Origin of the sequence: Jatrophihabitans lederbergiae (assembly GCF_031845305.1) — a bacterium.
Classification (GTDB): domain Bacteria; phylum Actinomycetota; class Actinomycetes; order Mycobacteriales; family Jatrophihabitantaceae; genus Jatrophihabitans_A; species Jatrophihabitans_A lederbergiae.
Genome location: NZ_JAVREH010000010.1, coordinates 29,130 through 44,899 on the forward strand (window position 1 = coordinate 29,130; position 15,770 = coordinate 44,899).

Consider the following 15,770-nt stretch of genomic DNA (forward strand, 5'->3'; position numbering starts at 1 on the left):
GACCCACTACCACCTTGAAGTCTGCCTCAGCGCGCCTGCCAGGACCACCGGTGGGTCGATCGGCGCAGCCACCACCGCATCCGGGGCGGCCGGTGTCACGGTGCGGGAATGGCACGCCGGTGCACGCCGACGGGCAGGGCCACCGAGCCGAGGGCCGCAGACCGTTCTGAGGTTGCCGCCTCAGCCACACTTCCCGACTGCGCCACGCTTCCCGACTGCGTCAAGCTTCCTGACTGCCGCAGGCGCGCCGGCTGTTCCAGGGACGTGGCGAGCAGGCCCGCTGCCGGCAAGGTATCGACATGTCGGCCGGTGACCGCCTTGACCACCCCGTTGGCGGCGAACGGGACGCTTGCCGCCGCGCCGGACTGGTCCTTGGACGGGTCGGTGGCGGCGACATTGCCGCCCAGGGTGCCGGCGGCGACCACGGCGGCGACCGAGGCGAGCATGGTCACCGGCAGCAGCCCCCGGCGGTGGTGACCGGCCCGCGAATCTGGCGCAGCGGCAACCCGATCGTGGTGACCATCGGAGCGGGGCGCGTCCTGCGCCCGGTTACGGGGATCGTGGGCCACGAAGACCGGAATGCCGTCCGAGCCGAGCGTGGTGGGCAGTCCGCTGCGCGGCGGCGGCAGGCTCGCCGACATCGGCAGGCCGGCCAGCCGGTCGAGCAGACCCGAGGGCAGAGCCGGAGGCGCCGACATCCGCAACATCATCGCGGCCTCGCGCTGACCGCGAACGGCCTCGGCGCACTCGCCGCACTCAGCGCAGTGCCGCCGCGCGCGAGCCGTGGCCGCGGGTGTCAAAACGCCGTCGGCGAAAGCCGCCACGGCGTCCTCTGACAGATGCGGCAGCCCAAACACGCGCGGGACAGTCACTGTTGACTCACACTCCAGGTTCAGGCTCGGCTTCGACCGGACGGGTGCCAGGCGCGCGATGTGCCAGCGCCTCACGCAGCAGCACCCGGCCGCGGTGAATCCGGGACCGCACGGTGCCGACCTTGATGTCCAGGGTCAGCGCGATCTCTTCATAGCTCAGGCCCTCGAGGTCGCACAACACCACCGCGGCACGGAAGTCGGCCGGCAGCGCATCGAGTGCCCGCTGAATCTCGGGGTCGAGGTTGTTCTGCTCGTACGCCCGCTCCGGTCCCGGCTCGTCCGAGGCCAGGCGCTCGGAGGCGTCCTCGGCTAGAGCATCGAACCGGATCTTCTGTCGGCGCCGGACCATGTCGAGGAAGAGGTTGGTGGTGATGCGGTGCAGCCAGCCCTCGAACGTCCCCGGCGTGTAGTCGGCCAGCGACCGGAACACCCGTACGAAGGTTTCTTGGGTGAGATCTTCGGCATCGGAGCGGTTGCCCGAAAGCCGGTAGGCCAACCGGTACACCCGGTCGGCGTGCTGACGCACAATGTCATCCCAGGACGGCGCAACCCACGCGGCCTGATCAGATGGAATCGCGGGCGCGGGGGTCGAGCGCTTCTCAGCATCCGACGCGGCCTGCCCACCCATCGAACTAGCCACACCGAGCTTCAGCGTGGACATCGACAAGATCACCCATTCCTACAGCGTGCCGCATCCTCTTGATGTGGCATAGAAACCCTCGCAGGTCCAGCTGTGTGTTGGTGGAACGCCTCAGGACGCTCTCACGTTCCCGCGACGCGCGCCAGGTGTGAGGGAGACGCGCGACAGGTGTGAGGGACCGGAAAGGCTGTCTAGGCTGACCTTCCGTGCATACCTACACCGACGTCAGTGCCGCAACGGCGCGCGCTCTGGCGGACCTGTGCCTGGACCGGCTGTCCATGCACGCGCCGCTGGACAACTCACTCACCCCGGACGAACTCGGCGCTATCGCGGGCGAGACCGTCACCGAGAGCGGGATCGGCCACGATGAGGCGCTGCGACTGTGGGAGCACGTGTTCGCCCCGGCCTGCCTCTCCGTGGACCACCCGCGCTACCTCGCCTTCATCCCCGGCGCCCCGTCCAAGGCCTCGGCGGCCTTCGACATGCTGGTCGGCGCCTCCAACGTGTACGCCGGTTCCTGGCTCGAGGGCTCCGGCGCCGTCTACGCCGAGAACCAGGCGCTGCGCTGGATCTCTGACCTGGTCGGCTTCGGTGAGGGTGCGGGCGGCGTGTTCGTCCAGGGCGGCACCATCGGCAACCTGTCGGCCCTGGTCGCGGCCCGCGAGACGGCCCGGCACAACCGCGTGGGTTCGCCGCCGCGGCGGTGGGCGGTGCTGGTCACCGACGAGACGCACTCGTCGGTGAAGCACGCCGTCCAGGTCGTGATGGATGCCGAGGTGATCTCGGTTCCCGGCGACGAGCGTGGCCGGCTGACCGGGACGGCCCTGCGGGAGCGACTGGCCGAGCTGTCGGAGTCCGAGCGCGATGGCATCTTCGCCGTCGTGGCGACCGCGGGCTCGACGAACCTCGGCGTGGTGGACGACATCGCCGGAGTGGCCGCCGTCGCGCAGGAGCACGGCTGGTGGCTGCACATCGACGGCGCGTACGGCGGCGCGGGCCTGGCGGCCCCGTCCGTGCGGCATCTCTACGCCGGAATCGAGCACGCCGACTCGTTCATCGTCGATCCGCACAAGTGGCTGTTCGCCCCGTACGACAGTTGCGCCCTGATCTACCGCGACCCGGTGCTGGCGCGCGCCGCGCACACCCAGAAGGCCGGCTACCTCGACCCGGTCAACGTCGAGGGTGAGTGGAATCCCAGCGACTTCTCGGTGCAGCTCACCCGGCGCGCTCGCGGCCTGCCGTTCTGGTTCTCGCTCGCGGTGCACGGGACGGCGGCCTACACCGACGCCATCGAGCACACCCTGACGGTGGCGCGAGCGGGGCGGGATCTTATCGGGGCTGCCGAGCACGTCCGGCTGCTCGCCGAGCCGGATCTGTCCGTCCTGATCTTCGAGCGGATCGGCTGGAGCGCCTCGGACTACGTGACCTGGAGCGCGGAGGTCCTCAACGACGGCTTCGCGTTCGTGACCCCCACCAAGCACGACGGAAAGGTCTGCACCCGGTTCGCGATCGTGAACCCGACCACCACCGTGGACGACTTGCGCCAGATCCTGAATTCGATGCGCCAGGCGGCTCGGTAGAGTCCTGCACCATGGCCGACGCGTACCTCACTCCGCCCAGTCTCGCCTACGCCGAGAACTTTCTCGCCGAGGACGAGGTGATGGCCGCCGCCCGCTCCCGGGGCACCGAAATGGGGTGTACCCCGATCAGCCCCGCCGGCGGCGCGACACTGCGGCTCCTCGCCACTCTGGTGAGCGCCAAGGCAGTCGTCGAGGTGGGCACCGGGGCAGGCGTGTCCGGCCTGTGGCTGCTCGGCGGCATGCGCGAGGACGGCGTGCTCACCACCGTCGACACCGAGGCCGAGCATCAGCGCGCGGCCAAGCAGGCGTTTCGGGATGCCGGGGTCGGCCCCAACCGGTACCGGCTCATTAACGGCGCGGCCGGCGAGGTGCTGCCCCGGCTCACCGACGGCGCGTACGACCTGGTCTTCGTCGACGCCGACAAGACCGGCTACAGCGACTACTACGAGCAGGCCGTACGGTTGCTGCGTCCCGGTGGCGTGGTGGCCTTCGACAACGTCCTGTGGCACGACCGGGTCGCCGACCCGAACGCCCGGGACACCGACACGGTGGCACTGCGCGAGCTCGGCAAGGCTGTCCGTGAGGACTCCCGGCTGACGTCCGCGCTGCTTCCCGTCGGCGACGGCGTGCTGGTGGCCGCCAAGCACTGACGCCGCTCAGCACTGATGCCGCCAAGCACTGACGCCGCTCAGCGGTACTCGCTCAGCCGGCCGCCTTGCCCAGTTCCGTCAGGACGGCCCGGATGATCGGACGGTCCTGGCTCGACGTCCGGGTGAGCGCCAGCAACCGCCGGTTCATGACCGGCTCCGCCAGCGGCTGGAGAACCACGTCGGCGACCTGATCCGCGACCGCCAGCCGGGGAAGCACCGTGATCCCGTGACCGGCGGCAACCGCCCGGACGAGCAGCAGCATGTCGTCGGTCTCCCACCGGACGGTCGGCTCGAAACCCTCGGCGCGGCAGGCGAACCGGACGGCCTGGCCACAGGCCGCGTCCAGCGGCGGCATCACCCAGTGCTGGTCGGCGAGCGTCGCCAGCCGAATCCCTGCCGAGCCGGCAGAACGGGCCGAGGCGCCCAGTCCATCGAGGGCACCCGGCGCGCTCACCACCACCAGCGGCTCCGTGCACAGCTCGGTGGCGACGAGGTAGTCGGGCACCCGCACCGGCACGCCGTCGTACAGGTCCACCACGGCCAGGTCGAGATCCCCGTTGAGCAGGGCATCGATGCTTCGGGCAGGCTCGGCGACGGTGACCAGCAGTTCGAGCTCGGTGTGCTCGGCAGCGAGCCGGGACGCGGCCTCGCTCACCAGCGCCACCGCAGCCGACGCGACCGTGCCGATGCGGACCCGGCCGGCCAGCTCGCCGCTGAGCCGGTCGAGGTCGGCCCGGGCCTGTTCCAGCAGTTCCAGGATCGCGCCGGCCCTGCGCACCAGAGCCCGACCGGCCCCGGTCAGCAGCACGCCGCGCGGCGACCGGTCCAGCAGCGTCGTCCCGGCCTCCCGCTCGAGAATCGCCACCTGCTGCGATACCGCCGACGGGGTGAGCCCCAGCTCGCGGGCCGCCGCGGCGATGGAGCCGCGCAACGCCACCTCGCGCAGCAGCCGCAGCCGGCTGACGTCCAGTCCCGCGTCCACTGCTGTTCGCCATCCCCTATCGTGCTATCCCGCTATGCCGCCGGGCCGTCAGGTTCTCTAATGCTGACTGGCAGACTAACGTAAGCACAGCTGCCGACGCCCGTGACAGCCGGCTTCAGCTCGACCGGAAGGAAGCACTGAATGGCACGCTACATCAACGATGTTCGGGTCGTCGGCCTGGGCAAGGTCGGCGAACTGGTCGCCACCCTGCTGGCCGATGCCGGCTTCGCCGTCACCGCCTACGACGCCCGCGAGCGTAGCGGCCTTTCCTTCGCGAGCAAGGCGCTCGACGTGCGCAACTCGGGTGCGCTGCGTGAGGCCCTGGCCGGGGCCGACGCGGTGGTGTCCTGCCTGCCGTACAACCTCAACCTCGGTGTGGCCGAGGCCGCGCACGACTGCGGCGTCCACTACTTCGACCTGACCGAGGACGTGCCTACCACGAACCGGGTGCTGGAACTCGCCGCGCAAAACCCCAAGAACGTCTACGCGCCGCAATGCGGCCTGGCGCCAGGGCTGATCGGCATCATCGGCTCGTCCCTCACCGCACAGTTCGACGAGATCCGCTCCATCGAACTGAAGGTCGGAGCGCTGCCCCGGCATCCGGCCGGCCTGCTCGGCTACGCCTTCAACTGGTCGGCCGAAGGCGTGGTGAACGAGTACCTCAACGACTGCGAGGTGCTGCGCGGCGGCCGCCGGCAGATGGTGCCCGCGATGACCGAGCAGGAGCGGGTCGTCATCGGGGGCATCGAACTCGAAGCGTCGTTGACCTCCGGTGGCCTCGGCACCATGTGCGAGACCTACGACGGCCGGGTGCAGCGGCTGGACTACAAGACCATGCGCTATCCCGGGCACTTCGAGCTGATGCGGTTCTTCTTCGACGAGCTGGGTTTGCGCAACCGGCGCGAGCTGGCGGGCGAGCTGCTGGTCGACGCCAAGCCGCCGGTGGATGACGACGTGGTCTACCTGCACGCCGCGGTCGAGGGCCGGACCGACGAGGCCGCCGGCGGCCTGCCGTACCGCAAGCAGTACGTGCGCGCGTACCAGCCACTGGACATCAACGGCCGTACCTGGCGAGCGATCTCGTGGACGACCGCCGCCGCCGCTGCCGCGGTGGTCGAGCTGGTCGCCGACGAGCGCCTGCCCCAGACCGGATTCATCAAGCAAGAAGACATCGGCTTCGCCGACCTGCTGTCCACCAAGAGCGGTGCCCTCTTCGGCAACCTGGGAAAGGTCTGACATGACAGCTGTGCTGAACCACGACGAGCTGCGTACGCGCACGCTCGCCATCCTTGACCGCCTCGGCGTGCGGGACCCGTTCACCGATGGGGGCGAGCTGATCTCGCGGTCCCCGATCACCGGCGGCGAGCTGGGCTGGATCACTGCCCACACACCTGCCCAGGTCGGCGAGCTCGTCGAGCGGGCGTCCGCCGCCTTCGAGCAGTGGCGGCTGGTACCGGCCCCGGTGCGCGGCCAACTGGTCCGCGAGCTGGGCAACCTGCTCCGCGAGCACAAGACCGATCTCGGTGCGCTGGTGAGCATAGAGGCCGGCAAGATCATCTCCGAGGGCCTCGGCGAGGTGCAGGAGATGATCGACATCTGTGACCTGGGCATCGGCCTGTCCCGCCAGCTGTACGGCCAGACCATCGCCACCGAACGGCCCGGCCACCGGATGATGGAGCAGTGGCACCCGCTCGGCGTCGTGGGGCTCATCTCGGCCTTCAACTTCCCGGTGGCGGTGTGGTCCTGGAACACCGCGCTCGCGGTCGTGTGCGGCGATCCGGTGATCTGGAAGCCGTCGGAGAAGACCCTGCTGACCGCCCTCGCGTGCCAGGCTCTGATGGCCGAGGCCGCGCGGCGCGTCGGTGCACCCGAGGCCGTCTCCCAGCTCGCACTCGGGAGGGCCGAGGTCGGCCAGGCCCTGGTCAGCGATCCCCGGGTCGCCCTCGTCTCGGCCACCGGATCCGTCCGGATGGGCAAGACGGTGGCTCCCATCGTCGCCGGCCGGCTGGGTCGGCTGCTGCTCGAACTGGGCGGCAACAACGCCGCGATCGTGGCGCCGAGCGCCGAGCTCGATCTCACCGTGCGCGGCATCGTGTTCTCCGCCGCCGGGACGGCAGGCCAGCGCTGCACCAGCCTGCGGCGGCTGATCGTGCACTCCTCCATCGCCGACGAGCTGGTGGCCCGGCTGAAGAAGGCCTACGCCTCGCTGCCCATCGGCTCACCGCTGCAGGAAGGCACCCTGGTCGGCCCGCTCATCGACGGCACGGCGTACGAGGGTTTCACAAAGGCGCTGGCGACCGCTCAGGGCGAGGGCGGCGAGCTGATCGTCGGCGGTGAGCGGGTGCTGGCCGACGAGGCCAGCGACGCCTTCTACGTCCAGCCGGCCATCGTCCGGATGCCGGCGCAGAGCGACATCGTCAAGGCCGAGACATTCGCGCCGATTCTGTACGTCCTGACCTACGACACCTTCGATGAGGCCATCGCGTTGCAGAACGGCGTGACCCAGGGGCTGTCGTCCTCGGTATTCACCCAGAGCATCCGCGAGGCCGAGGAGTTCCTGTCCCCCGCCGGCTCGGACTGCGGCATCGCCAACGTCAACATCGGCCCGTCCGGTGCTGAGATCGGTGGAGCCTTCGGTGGCGAGAAAGAGACCGGCGGCGGCCGCGAATCCGGATCGGACTCGTGGAAGGCCTACCTGCGGCGCAGCACCAACACGGTGAACTACTCCACCGAGCTGCCGCTGGCCCAGGGCGTCGAGTTCGTCTGAGGCACCTCTGTTCTAAGGGAATGGCTCAGCTAAGGCCGACCCTGCGTGCTGCCAGCTCGATGCGCTCATCGGGCGCGACAGCTGCCAGCCGCAGGTTGCCTGCCGACACCGTGCCGTAGAACTCCCCCGGTGAGCCGACGATGCCGGCGCGCTCGGCGAGCATCCGGGCACAGCCCCAGGCGTCGCCGTCCGGAGCTACCAGCCAGAGGTAGAACGCCCCGGCCGGCAGCTCGCAGGCCAGGCCGACAGCGGCGAGGACGTCGCGCAGGCGCTGCATCCGGCGCCAGTACCGGTCCCGCTGCGCGTCGACGTGCACGTCGTCGTCCAAGGCCACGACGGCGGCCTGCTGCACCGGCCCGGGCGGCATCAGACCGGCGTGCTTGCGGACCTCGCGCAGGTAGTGCACCAGCTCGGCGTCCCCGGCGTAGAAGCCGATCCGGGCACCGGCGAAGTTGTCCCGCTTGGACAGCGAGTGCAGCGCCAGCACGCCTTGGGTCCCGGTGCGCAGGATGGTCGTCGGTCCGGTCGCGTAGCTGAACTCGGCGTAGCACTCGTCCGACAGCACCGGCACGTCATGCTGGCGCCCCCACGCCGCGGCGGCGGCGAGGTCGAGCAGCTCACCGGTCGGGTTGCTCGGCGAGTTGACCCACACGCACAGCGCCCGGCCGGCGTCCTCGGCGCTGATGTCCGCCAGCTCGCGGTAGGGCACCGCCCGCAGCCCCGCCAGCGTCGCGCCCATCTCATACGTCGGGTAGCTGATCGCGGGGTACAGCACCGTGTCCCGGTCGGGGGTACGCAGCTTCAGGTACTGCGGCGTGGACGCCACGAACTCCTTGGTGCCGACGCACGCGGCAAGTTCGGTGTCCGCGTCGACCTCCGCGCCGAGCCGGCGGAAGATCCAGCGGGCCGCGGCCTGCCGCAGGGCCGGCGTGCCGATGGACGGCGGGTAGCCCTGAGCCTTGCTGGCATCGGCCAGGGCCGCGATGACGGCCGGCGGCGGCGGATCACACGGCGTGCCGATGGACAGGTCCACCGCGCCGCCGTCCAGCTTGTCGGCGATCGCCTTGATCTCGCCGAGCCGCTCGTACGGGTAGGGCGGGGGGACGAAACCGGCGCTCATGACGCTCCTCCTGGCTGGGTCGGGTTGACGGGCTCGGGCTGGCTTGCAGGCTGGAGTGGGCTGGTGGCCTGTTCTGGCAGCCTTGACGCCAGCAGTTCGGCGAGGTGGATGCCGGTTCGGTCGGACAGCTGGTCGAGCTGGGTCCGGCACGAGAACCCGTCCGCCAGCACCACCGTGTCGGCACCGGCGACGCGGACGGCAGGCAGCAGCGACTGCTCGGCCACCGCCACCGAGACCTCGTAGTGGCCCTTCTCGACGCCGAAGTTGCCGGCCAGGCCGCAGCAGCCGCCGACGGTGCTGAGCTCCGCGCCGGCGCCCCGGAGCAGGGCCGCGTCGGCATCGAAGCCCAGTACCGCGTGCTGGTGGCAGTGCGGCTGCGCCACGGCACGCACGCCGGTGAGCGCCGGCGGCGTCCAGCCGCGTTCGGTGAGCAGCTCCGCCAGCGTCCGCATCTGGGCCTTGACCTGCTCGGCACGCGGGTCGTCGGGCAGCAACTCGACGGCGTCCGAGCGGAACACCGCCGTGCAGGACGGTTCGAGTCCCACCACCGGCATCGCCTCGTCTATCGCGGGCTGCAGCGCGGTGAGGCTCCTGGCTAGCTGCCTGCGCGCGCCGTCGAGCTGCCCGGTCGAGATCCAGGTCAGCCCGCAGCACACCTCACCGGCCGGAACCCGCACCGAGTAGCCGGCGGCTTCCAGAACCTGGACGGCGGCCTTGCCGACCTCGGGCGAGAAGCCGTTGGTGAAGGTGTCGACCCAGAGCATCACCGGTTTCCCGGAGGCGACGGGATGCTCGGCGAACCACTGCCGGAACGACTGCCTCGCGAAGTCCGGCAGTGGCCGGCGCTGGTCGATGCCGCCGATCCGCTTGACCAGCGCCGCGAGCGGCTTGGGCTTGAGCGCGGCGTTGGCCAGCCGCGGCGTCCTGGTGGCGAGCTTGGCCCAGCGCGGCAGCCAGCCGAGGGAGTAGTGCGAGGCCGGCCGGCGCCGACGGCGGTAGCGCTGGTGCAGCACCTCGGCCTTGTAGGTGGCCATGTCGACGCCCGCCGGGCAGTCGGAGCTGCAGCCCTTGCACGACAGGCAGAGGTCCAGGGCTTCCATCAGCTCAGGCGACTTCCAGCCACCCTTGACCAGGCTGCCATTGGCCAGCTCCTGCAGCACCCGGGCACGTCCCCGGGTGGAGTGGGTCTCGTCCTTGGTGGCCAGGTAGGACGGGCACATCACGCCGCCGGTGGCAGTGGTGTCGGCCCGGCACTTGCCCACCCCGACGCAGCGGTGCACCGCGGTGCTGAACGAGCCGCCGTCGGAGGGGTAGCTGAAGCCGCGCGCGCCCTTCACCGGCCGAGCCAGCGGCAGCCGCAGGTCAGCGTCCACGGGCGCCGGGTCCACGATGACGCCCGGGTTCAATAGGTTGGCCGGATCGAAGATGGCCTTCACGGCACCGAAGAGCCCGATCGCCTCGGGTGAGTACATGGCCGGCAGCAGCTCGCCGCGGGCCCGGCCGTCGCCGTGCTCACCCGACATCGAGCCACCGTGCGAGGCCACCAGAACGGCCGCGTCCAGCAGGAAAGACCGGAACGCGGCCGGTCGCTGCGCAAGCGGAAAGTCCAGCCGGGCGTGCACGCAGCCGTCACCGAAATGCCCGTACGCCAAGCCGTCAACCCCGTGCTGGTCCAGCAGCTTGAAGAAGTCCCGCAGGTAGTCGCCCAGGCGCTCCGGTGGCACCGCCGCGTCCTCCCAGCCCGGCCAGGCCGGAGCGCCCGCGGAGGTACGCCCACCGAGGCCGGCGCCGTCCTCGCGGATGCGCCACAGCCTGCGGGCGTCCTCACCGGTCACCACGGCCGAAGCCTGCGGGTCGGCGGCGGCAACCACCTGGCGGGCCGCTGCGATCGCCCCGTCGAGGCTCGCTCCGCCGGTCTCGACGAACAGCCAGCCGCCGCCCGCGGGCAGCGGGGGCACCGCGGCCGGTCCGCGCCGGGTGCGCAGCACGTCGACCAGCCGGGCGTCCATGCCTTCCAGGGCCAGCGGGCGCAGCGGCAGCACCGTCGGCACCGCGTCGGCGGCCACCGCCATGTCGGGGTAGGCCAGCACCGCCAGCGCGGTGAACGGAGCCGCCTCGACCAGGTTGACGGTCGCTTCGGTCAGCACGGCCAGGGTGCCCTCGGTGCCGGCCAGGAAGCGTGCGAGGTTGCCGCCGTTCTCGGGCAGCAACTGCTCCATGGAGTAACCCGAGACCTGCCGCGGGAACCGGCCGAACTCGGTGCGGATCACGCCCAGGTTGCCCGCTACCAGCGACGACAGTTCGGCGCCGACCGGATCGGCGAGGTCGCCGAGCCGGCCGGCTTGCACGGTGCGCCCGTCGGCCAGCAGCAGCGACAGGGCCGCGACGTTGTCGGCGGTGCGGCCGTAGGCCAGCGCGTGCGCCCCGCAGGCGTTGTTGCCGATCATGCCGCCGAGGGTGCACCGGGCCTGGGTCGAGGGGTCGGGGCCGAAGCGCAGGCCGTGCGGCGCGGCGGCGCGCTGCAGATCGGAGAGGATGACGCCCGGCTGGACGGTGGCCGTGCGCGCGTCCGGGTCGAGCTCGATCAGCCGGTTCAGGTGCCGCGAGAAGTCCAGCACGATGCCGCTGCCGACGGCGTTGCCGGCGCAGGACGTGCCCGCTCCGCGCGCGGTGAACGGCGAGCCGATGTCCCGGGCGACCTGTAGGGCGGAGGCCACCTCGTCGGCGTGCCGGGGAAACACCACCACCTCGGGCACGACCCGGTAGTTGGAGGCGTCCGTGGAGTACTCGGCCCGGCGGCGGGTCGAGGCGTCGACGTCGGCGATACCCGCCCGGCGCAGTTGGTCAGCCAGCGTCTCGGGGTTCACCGGCCCATTGTCCCGCGCTGGCCCCGGCTGCCCGTCAGGGGGCGGCGATCCGGCCACCACTTGGGAACGGCGGCGGGCTATCTGGAACGGACCACCCGGAAGCCCACCGGCCCAGGCTCGTACAGGCCGTGGCGGCGGGTGCAGCGGGCGGCGTCACGGGTGTGATTGAAGCCGCCTCCTCGGGTCACCATCGGGCTCAGCGCCCAGTCTTCGACCTCGGGTACCTCAGCCGGCGCACCTGGATAGGGCGAATAGACAGTCGATGTCCATTCGTCGAGGTTGCCGCTGGCGTCCAGCAGCCCGAACGGGCTCCGGCCGGCCGGAAAGCTGCCGACCGGCACCGTCCCTCCGGTACCGGACTCGCGAGTGTTAGCCATGGAACTCGAGAACCGATCACCCCACGGAAAGACGCGACCATCGGTGCCCCTGGCCGCCAGTTCCCATTCTGCTTCGGCGGAAAGGCGGATGGAAATGCCGAGCTGACCGGCCGTCCACTCGCAGAACGCCACAGCCTCGTTGTGGCTCACCGCCGCCGGATGGTCGGGACCGCGATCGGCGGACCAGTCGAGGCCAAGCTCCGCGGCGGCCACCCCCATCAGCCGGTTCGTGACCAGGTTCTCGGCAATGGCGAAAGCCTCGACCTGCACCTCATGCGCCGGGCACTCCTTCACGAACCAAGGCCCCGGTATCTCAAGGTCCTGATGCCGCGCGACGATCTCGTCGATTGTCTCCTCCGGCGTACCCAGCACCATCCGCTGTGCCGGTACATCGCACCACCGGATCGTCTTGTCCAGCAGCTCGCGATGCTGCAGTGTTCCGTGGCCCTTCATCAGACAGCCACGGACTTCATCAGCAGGTACATCGGAATGGACTTACGGGAGCGATAGATTGCCGGGTCGGTGAACCGGCCGGGGTCGGGCTCCCCCTCGGACAGCGACTCGAGCTGGAGCCCCTCGGCATGCAGCGCCGTGATGTAATCGGCGATGGTCCGATGCTGTTTCCAGACGTCGGTGCCGAGCCAATGGCGCTGTCTGGCTCCCTGGCTGAAGTAATTCTCGACGATCCAACGGCCCGGGACCTGATCGCGGAAATCGCCGTTGTCATTGCTTGTCACCATCGGGTGCTCGACCGAGAAAACCAAGGCACCACCCTCGTTCAGTGACCGGCGTACCTCAGCGAACAACCGGCGGAGGGCGGTGACGTAATGGAGCGTCATGCGGCTGATCACCAGGTCATAGGCCACCGGTTCTGCCGTCCACTGCTCGAGATTGCGGCACTCCCAGGTCGCAGCGGGCCAATCAACGGCCGAGCGTGCCCGGGTGAGCATGGCTTCGCTGCCGTCGACCCCGTGAAAGCTCGCCGCCCCCGCCACTGCCGAGTAGCCGGCAAACCGTCCGTCGCCGCACCCGAGGTCCAGGACGCGCTTACCTGCAACGCTCCCGGTCATCACCCGGATCTGCGGCTCCTCGATCGTGGAATTGCCGTCATCGGGCAGCCCACGACCCGCCAGGTAGAGCGAGAGCACGGCCGGATCGTCGTAGAAGTCTGTCGGCTTGAGCGTCATGAGGTGCGGCCCTTTCGAGGTGGTAGCGAACTGGGCGGTTCAGACAGCATGTCTTCGACCACCGTCATGGGTATTTCGGGCAGCTCTTCGATGATGGCCGACTGCATCAGCCGCCATCCCTCGTCGTGGAAGTCCAGGTGCGCTCGATATGGCAGGCGATCGTCGCGGTGGAACCACCGCCCGTACGCAACGTAGAGCCCGTCGTCGGCAAGATGGAGCCGAGAGCCCAGGCTCCCGAACCGATCCCGCACCGCGCCGCTCACCAGCTCCCAGCCGGCAAGAAAATCAGCTTCCCGGTCTGGGTCGATCCGCCAGCGGTAGATGACGGCGAACATTACATCACACTCCTTGAGTAGTTGATCGCCGGCCGAGGGCACCCGTCGCCAGCAGACCCGCGAAGGCCAAGCACAGTCCCAGCCCACCGGTGATCAGGTGCACCGCCATCCGGACGCTCAGCAGAGCCTGAACCGCGAAGATGCCCAGAGCCACGAGGGATTGCCACAAGCCGATCCGCGCAAGAGTTCCCGCCTGCTGGTCCGCTGACTGCCACACTTGCAGCTTCGATTGGAATACCGACCAGAAACTGACGGCGAGGCCGAGCAGGAAACAGGCCACCGAGATCGCGGGCAGCGAGGAAAGCGTGGCTACTGCAAGGAAAGCCGCCGCACAGAGCAACAGAATCACTCGCACCGACGACCGCGTCCCTAGAGCCACGGCATGGCGACCGATGATCAGGCCGCCGGCAATCCCGCCGACCGTGAAGGTGAGTTGCAATCCGCCTTGCATCAGGGCCGACCCACCCAGCTGGGTGGCGACCAGGGGGCCGAGCGAACCGAGGAACAGCCGCTGCACCGACAACAGCGCCACCGTCCCCACGATCAGCAGGCCGACCACCCGGGCGCTTGACATCGAGGTGGCCTCGTCGTGCAATCCTGCTGCGCTGCCGTTGCGGTGCGCCACGCCGTCGCGGGGTACCGGCCGCACGATGAAGCCCACGCCGCCGGCCGACACCAGAAACGTCAGAGCATTGATCCCCATGGCTGGGTACGGCCCCAGCACCGATACGAGCACTCCACCACCCAGCGCCCCCAGCGAGTTCCCGATCTGGAACACCGCGGCCGACGCGCTGTTGGCCGTCATCTCACCGCCGGGTGGAGCGGTGCGCACCAGCAGTGCGCGGGACAGCGGAAAGACGAAGGCGCCGCAGCAGGAGAGGAGGAATTCTTGCACCAGCAGGCCGGACCGGGGTATCTCGACGCCGGCCCAGGCCAGCAAGGGCACTGCCCCGGCGAGAGTGGCCTGCGCAACGTCCAGCGCGCTCAGCCGCGTAGGCAGTCTGTTGTCAGCGACCGGTCGCCGTACGATGCGAAACAGGATGATGGACGGTATGGCGCTCAGCAGAAAGGCCGAAGCGACGTAGCTCGGCCCGTGCGCGCCTCGCAACAACAGCCACGTCATGGCAATCACATGCGCGATGCTTCCGGCGAAGGACAGCATGATGAGGCCGGCGTACACCCAGTAACTTCGCCCCAGGGTGGTTCGGGGCGCCCCCGATCCGGTGTCGGCGGACAGCCCCCTCGGCCGATCTAGCATCTGGCTGACCGGGACGATGCCGACGCGAGTTCGGCAAACACCGCCCGGTGCCACTGTCCCGCGCTGGCGAACGACGTGGCGAGCGCACGGCCCAGTGCAGTGTCGGTCGCAGCGGCGACCCCATAACCGGCTGTCAGCATCTCACGAACCGCTGTCTTGAGTTCACCGTAGTCACCCGGGGAAACCAGTCGCTTCGGCCGGTAACTCGTCAACAGTTCAGGCAGATTGCCCGACGTGGATGCCACGAGCGGGCGCCCGGTGATCACGGCCTGCGCGGCGGACAGCGAGAAGGGCTCTCCCCGGATACCGCGGTCCGCCGACGGGTGCAACACGAGATCGGCTTGAGCGATGGCGCTCCAGCTCTGCCGCCACCCGTAGGAAATCATCCGGATGCGATCCGCCTTGATCCAGCGATCACAGCCTTCCAGCACTTCATCCAGGTCCGTCGCCCATACCCGATTCACCGCTCCGGCGTGCACGAACGTGAAATCCAGGCCTTCGTCGAGAAGTTCGCCGGCTGCTCGCAGGCTGAGGTGCGATCCCTTCCATCGGCTGAGCCGGGTCGGCTGCAGTACTAGGGTTCCCTTCCAGGCGGTGAGCGGGCTCGCGTCTGGCGTCCGGGTCAGCGCGAGCGGAGCTACCGCTGGCTGACGCGCCGGTACCCGCTGGACGACGTGGGAACGTACGAAGTCCGAGTGGACGAGGGTGTGGGTCCACCTGTCGTCCCCAAGTACGCGCCACTGCGTGTCGTCATCGGCAAGGTTGTGAATATCGCAGATCATCATCGTCACCGAACCGGGCGCGTCTTGGATGCGCTGCAAGACCTCGATCGTGACAGCCGGTTTGTGCCACTGCGGGTTGTGCCAGTGGACGACGTCGTATCCGGACAGCTCGCTCACCAGGGCAGTGAGGTGCTCGGTAGTCGGTTGCCCCGCCTCGATATCAAGCACCTGGCGATACACAGCAGCCGTGGAGTCCGCCGTTCCGCTGAACATATCCACCTGCGTGCCGGAGTCCCGAAGCTGCTCCGACAGGCACTCGACGTGCGTCTCGACGCCGCCGATGACCGGCGGGCTGGTCCAATGGATCTCCGCTACCCGAAGCCCGGCCATTCAGTGCCTCCACCTGATACCGC

At 69.7% G+C, this 15,770-nt stretch carries 14 protein-coding genes; 4 read left to right on the forward strand and 10 right to left on the reverse strand.

Going from position 1 to position 15,770, the window contains the following annotated elements; all coding sequences use genetic code 11:
- Nucleotides 1–95: 95 nt before the first annotated feature.
- Nucleotides 96–698 (reverse strand): hypothetical protein, encoded by a 603-nt coding sequence (locus tag RM423_RS10140; RefSeq protein ID WP_311422908.1) that lies wholly within the window; start codon nucleotides 696–698, stop codon nucleotides 96–98.
- A gap of 181 nt (nucleotides 699–879) precedes the next feature.
- Nucleotides 880–1,533 carry an RNA polymerase sigma factor SigE gene (gene sigE, locus RM423_RS10145; protein ID WP_311422909.1) on the reverse strand — a complete coding sequence of 218 codons (654 nt, stop codon included), beginning with the start codon at nucleotides 1,531–1,533 and terminating at the stop codon, nucleotides 880–882.
- 185 nt (nucleotides 1,534–1,718) lie between these two features.
- On the opposite strand from sigE, the gene RM423_RS10150 reads away from it, so the two are divergent.
- Nucleotides 1,719–3,092, forward strand: coding sequence for a pyridoxal phosphate-dependent decarboxylase family protein (locus RM423_RS10150; RefSeq protein ID WP_311422910.1), 1,374 nt, complete (start codon nucleotides 1,719–1,721; stop codon nucleotides 3,090–3,092).
- An 11-nt stretch (nucleotides 3,093–3,103) separates the two neighbouring features.
- Nucleotides 3,104–3,742, forward strand: coding sequence for an O-methyltransferase (locus RM423_RS10155; RefSeq protein WP_311422911.1), 639 nt, complete (start codon nucleotides 3,104–3,106; stop codon nucleotides 3,740–3,742).
- 52 nt (nucleotides 3,743–3,794) lie between these two features.
- Here RM423_RS10155 and RM423_RS10160 read toward each other — a convergent pair whose 3' ends face one another.
- Nucleotides 3,795–4,724 (reverse strand): LysR family transcriptional regulator, encoded by a 930-nt coding sequence (locus RM423_RS10160; RefSeq protein WP_311422912.1) that lies wholly within the window; start codon nucleotides 4,722–4,724, stop codon nucleotides 3,795–3,797.
- A 141-nt stretch (nucleotides 4,725–4,865) separates the two neighbouring features.
- Between RM423_RS10160 and RM423_RS10165 the strand changes: the two genes are divergently transcribed.
- Together RM423_RS10165 and amaB are read left to right on the forward strand one after the other, a co-directional pair.
- Nucleotides 4,866–5,960, forward strand: a complete 1,095-nt coding sequence (locus tag RM423_RS10165) for a saccharopine dehydrogenase family protein (RefSeq protein ID WP_311422913.1) — start codon at nucleotides 4,866–4,868, stop codon at nucleotides 5,958–5,960.
- A 1-nt stretch (nucleotide 5,961) separates the two neighbouring features.
- Nucleotides 5,962–7,491 (forward strand): L-piperidine-6-carboxylate dehydrogenase, encoded by a 1,530-nt coding sequence (gene amaB, locus RM423_RS10170; RefSeq protein ID WP_311422914.1) that lies wholly within the window; start codon nucleotides 5,962–5,964, stop codon nucleotides 7,489–7,491.
- Nucleotides 7,492–7,516: 25 nt separating this feature from the next.
- On the opposite strand, the gene RM423_RS10175 is transcribed toward amaB, so the two are convergent.
- The 7 genes from RM423_RS10175 to RM423_RS10205 form a co-directional block, all read right to left on the reverse strand.
- Nucleotides 7,517–8,611 carry an aminotransferase class I/II-fold pyridoxal phosphate-dependent enzyme gene (locus tag RM423_RS10175; RefSeq protein WP_311422915.1) on the reverse strand — a complete coding sequence of 365 codons (1,095 nt, stop codon included), beginning with the start codon at nucleotides 8,609–8,611 and terminating at the stop codon, nucleotides 7,517–7,519.
- Complete coding sequence (locus tag RM423_RS10180) at nucleotides 8,608–11,478, reverse strand: FAD-binding and (Fe-S)-binding domain-containing protein (RefSeq protein WP_311422916.1); 2,871 nt, start codon at nucleotides 11,476–11,478, stop codon at nucleotides 8,608–8,610. Before RM423_RS10180 ends, RM423_RS10175 begins: the two co-directional genes overlap by 4 nt.
- A 77-nt stretch (nucleotides 11,479–11,555) precedes the next feature.
- Nucleotides 11,556–12,308: a formylglycine-generating enzyme family protein gene (locus tag RM423_RS10185; RefSeq protein ID WP_311422917.1), complete on the reverse strand. Its 753-nt coding sequence runs from the start codon at nucleotides 12,306–12,308 to the stop codon at nucleotides 11,556–11,558.
- On the reverse strand, nucleotides 12,308–13,042 hold the full coding sequence (locus RM423_RS10190) for a class I SAM-dependent methyltransferase (RefSeq protein ID WP_311422918.1): 735 nt from the start codon (nucleotides 13,040–13,042) through the stop codon (nucleotides 12,308–12,310). The genes RM423_RS10185 and RM423_RS10190 overlap by 1 nt, the downstream gene beginning before the upstream one ends.
- Nucleotides 13,039–13,377 (reverse strand): antibiotic biosynthesis monooxygenase family protein, encoded by a 339-nt coding sequence (locus tag RM423_RS10195; RefSeq protein WP_311422919.1) that lies wholly within the window; start codon nucleotides 13,375–13,377, stop codon nucleotides 13,039–13,041. Before RM423_RS10195 ends, RM423_RS10190 begins: the two co-directional genes overlap by 4 nt.
- Nucleotides 13,378–13,381: 4 nt before the next feature.
- Nucleotides 13,382–14,635 (reverse strand): MFS transporter, encoded by a 1,254-nt coding sequence (locus tag RM423_RS10200; RefSeq protein WP_311422920.1) that lies wholly within the window; start codon nucleotides 14,633–14,635, stop codon nucleotides 13,382–13,384.
- A complete protein-coding gene (locus RM423_RS10205) occupies nucleotides 14,629–15,747 on the reverse strand; it encodes a glycosyltransferase family 4 protein (RefSeq protein WP_311422921.1) in 1,119 nt (372 codons plus the stop codon). The genes RM423_RS10200 and RM423_RS10205 overlap by 7 nt, the downstream gene beginning before the upstream one ends.
- Between the last annotated feature and the right edge of the window lie 23 nt (nucleotides 15,748–15,770).